Genomic DNA, 3,039 nt, shown 5'->3' on the forward strand with positions numbered 1-3,039 from the left:
TTTGTTACGTTCGAATTTTTCTTTAGCCATCGAGACCGTCTCCCATCAAAGTATTGAGCAAGTCACGCCACGCCCATTAGAACAAAGGCAGATATTTGCATATCTGCCTTTGAAGTATTGGAGCTCATGAGCGGAATCGAACCGCTGACCTCACCCTTACCAAGGGTGTGCTCTACCAGCTGAGCTACATGAGCGAAACGTTTCGCATAAACCAACAAACCTGGAGCGGGTAGCGGGAATCGAACCCGCATCATCAGCTTGGAAGGCTGAGGTTCTACCACTGAACTATACCCGCGGAGCCCGCAGCTCACGCTTTAATCTGGTGGAGGGAGAAGGATTCGAACCTTCGAAGTCGTAGACGTCAGATTTACAGTCTGATCCCTTTGGCCGCTCGGGAATCCCTCCAAATTTGGAGGCGGCATTTTCATCATATGCCACCCCACTGTCAAGCATTTCTCATTAAAAAACTTGAGCTTAGCTTCATCGACAGCCGCACCGCAGAAGACTTTCGTAAACCCTGCCTGCGAAGCGGGCGCCATTCTATGCAAACTAGCGCGGTGATGCAACGTCTTTGCAGGGCATTAGCTGATGACGCATCCTGGGGAAATCGGTAGACAGCCGCGCCAGCAAGGCATCATCCAGAAGGCGCCGGCTCGAGTCATCCACCCGAAGCCAGAAGCTCCGATAGGCACGTGGCAGCTCACGCACCTGCGGCTCGTAACCCGCCTCGTTCAGGCGCCGCACCAGGGCGTCGGCCAGCTCCTGGCGCGGAAACATCCCCAGGGAAATACCATCGGCCAGATCACCTTCGCCAATCAGGTAGCTGTCGATATGCCTCGATTGCAATTCCTTCAACTGTCGGAAGGACGCCTGGCGCGATGCCAGTGGAGGCAGATACACCCAGTAGTCGACGGCCCCTTCGGCATCGCGCGCCTGCACCTGGGCCGAGACATCCAACCCTTTCAACCGCTGCTCGAGCGGCTGGATATCAGCCTCTCCCGCATAACCGCCCAGGAAGAGACACACATCATCCACCTGGCTGACCGGTGCGACAGGAGCGGGACGCCCCTGGATCGCTGGAACATCTCCCGACTCGCTCAACAGGCGAATGTTGTCCTCAGCGCTGCGGTATAACGAAAGAGGAGCCACCTCCTTTACACGCAGGGGCGCCTGCTGCTGGTGCCACACGTAGTAAAAAAGGTTGAGCATGAGCAACAACAGAAATAGCCAGCGCATCGGAGTCTCTCAGGGCAAAGGGCACGCGATAGCAAGGCCGATGAAGATAAGATCCGGATCGATCCTTACGTGAGGATGTACACCCTTCATCAAACCAGCATCCCCTCCCGTCAAAAAGACCTCGAATTCAGGGCCACAGTATTCTTCAGCGATTGCCACCTGGCCCCTGACGAAGCCCTGCAGCATCATCAGGCAACCGCGCTCCACCGCTTCCACGGTGGAGCGGCCGGGAGACAGGTCACGAAGGGCCTCCTCGGCCTGCTGGTCGTCATAGCGAATGCGTCGGGTGTGGGTCCTCAACTGGTTGCGCATCAACGGCATGCCAGGGCAGATAAAACCACCAAGGTGCTGGCCATCGGCGACGACAAAGTCGGAGGTGATGGCCGTACCGAGATCGATGACCAGGCAGGCCTTGCCAGCCAGATGAAAGGCCCCCACCACTGCAAGCCAGCGATCCAGCCCAAGGCGTGAATAGTCTTCATAGCCATTGCGCACACCAGCCAACTCCTGTGCTGGCTTCACGGACGCGGTATCGATGGAAAATTCGTCTTTGAGACGCGCCATCAACGCCCGGGTTTCCTCATCGCTACGAACGCTCACCAACCTGCAGGCGCGCAACGTCAGACGAGACATGCCCCGGAGTTCGCCAATCAGACTTTCATCGGAGCTAGCGACGCCGCCTCCGACACGTACACCCTCCGCACCAATCACACGCCATTTGATCAGACTGTTGCCGCAATCCAATTCAAGAATCATCGCTCAGCCTCAAACTCAGTTCGCCGCCGCTGTACTGGCGTTCGCTACCGTCAACCAGAAGACGCAAGGCGCCGGTCTCACTAATGCCCAGTACATCTCCACGCACCACCTGTACACCGGAAGCCAACTCAACCACTCGCCCCTGCCATAGATGAGCCTCTTCCCACTCAGCCCTAAAGGCTGCGAAACCGCCCTTCTCGTGACGAGCAAGATCATCGCGAAGGTGCTCGCTTAGCGATCTGGCCAGACAGTTCCGATTGATGGCATGCCCAAGCTCTAGGCGAATCGAAGTCCAAGGCTGATCGATTCCTTCAGCCATTTCCCGCATGTTCACATTGATGCCGATGCCTATGACAACGTGGCACACGTCTGCGGGATCTCCGACCAGCTCAAGGAGTATTCCGGCAACTTTCTTGCGGCCGACGAGAACGTCGTTGGGCCATTTCATCCCGGCCTCACGCAGCCCCATGGCACGCAAAGCACTTAGCACCGATAACCCTACCACGAGGCTCAGCCCCTCAAGCTGACGCGCACCACCGCCGATTCTTACAACGAGGCTCATGTAGAGATTCTGGGCCAGCGGACTTACCCACTGGCGCCCACGCCGACCACGCCCGGCGGTTTGCTGCTCAGCGAGAACGAGAAAAGGAGCCGGCTTGTCGGCCTGTAGCAGACGCAGCGCCTCAGCATTCGTGGAGTCGATAACTTCACGGATCTGGACGCCCCAAGGGACACTCCCCTGAGGAGCGATTTCTTCGGCATCCAGAAGGTTCAACGAATCGGCCAGGCGATAACCCTTGCCGCGCACCTTGTGGATATCCAGCCCCAACTGTCGCTCAAGGGCCTGCAGCTGCTTCCAGATCGCACTGCGCGAGACGCCCAGCCGCACACCGAGCGCTTGCCCCGAATGGAATTGGCCGTCCTTAAGAAGTTGCAGCAAAGAAAACATGATCTGTGCCTCAGAATGAGGCCGGCATCATATCCACGCACTACCAGATTGCCTAGGCAAAGCAGCCACTGGATAAATGTTTTCTGGAGCACAAAAGC

Annotated in this window: 3 protein-coding genes and 3 tRNA genes; all 6 read right to left on the reverse strand. The window is 57.4% G+C overall.

Going from position 1 to position 3,039, the window contains the following annotated elements; all coding sequences use genetic code 11:
* Positions 1 to 118 precede the first annotated feature (118 nt).
* A tRNA-Thr gene (locus B2X67_RS15780) sits at positions 119 to 194 on the reverse strand.
* Positions 195 to 221: 27 nt separating this feature from the next.
* A tRNA-Gly gene (locus B2X67_RS15785) sits at positions 222 to 295 on the reverse strand.
* Positions 296 to 320: 25 nt separating this feature from the next.
* Positions 321 to 405 (reverse strand) — tRNA-Tyr (locus B2X67_RS15790).
* A 144-nt stretch (positions 406 to 549) separates the two neighbouring features.
* Entirely contained in the window at positions 550 to 1,236 is a 687-nt protein-coding gene (locus B2X67_RS15795; RefSeq protein WP_286786059.1) for an SPOR domain-containing protein, read from the reverse strand.
* A gap of 9 nt (positions 1,237 to 1,245) precedes the next feature.
* Entirely contained in the window at positions 1,246 to 1,992 is a 747-nt protein-coding gene (locus tag B2X67_RS15800; RefSeq protein WP_286786060.1) for a pantothenate kinase, read from the reverse strand.
* Entirely contained in the window at positions 1,982 to 2,941 is a 960-nt protein-coding gene (gene birA, locus B2X67_RS15805) for a bifunctional biotin--[acetyl-CoA-carboxylase] ligase/biotin operon repressor BirA (RefSeq protein WP_286786061.1), read from the reverse strand. Before birA ends, B2X67_RS15800 begins: the two co-directional genes overlap by 11 nt.
* Positions 2,942 to 3,039 lie beyond the last annotated feature (98 nt).

The organism is Pseudomonas sp. UBA3153 (assembly GCF_002364635.1).
In the GTDB taxonomy this organism is placed as follows: Bacteria; Pseudomonadota; Gammaproteobacteria; order Pseudomonadales; family Pseudomonadaceae; genus Pseudomonas_O; species Pseudomonas_O kuykendallii.

Bases quoted from the DNA above. Each gene is read 5' to 3' on its own strand.
- B2X67_RS15795 (WP_286786059.1), bottom strand. From the start codon at position 1,236: ATGCGCTGGCTATTTCTGTTGTTGCTCATGCTCAACCTTTTTTACTAC.
- B2X67_RS15800 (WP_286786060.1), bottom strand. From the start codon at position 1,992: ATGATTCTTGAATTGGATTGCGGCAACAGTCTGATCAAATGGCGTGTG.
- birA (WP_286786061.1), bottom strand. From the start codon at position 2,941: ATGTTTTCTTTGCTGCAACTTCTTAAGGACGGCCAATTCCATTCGGGG.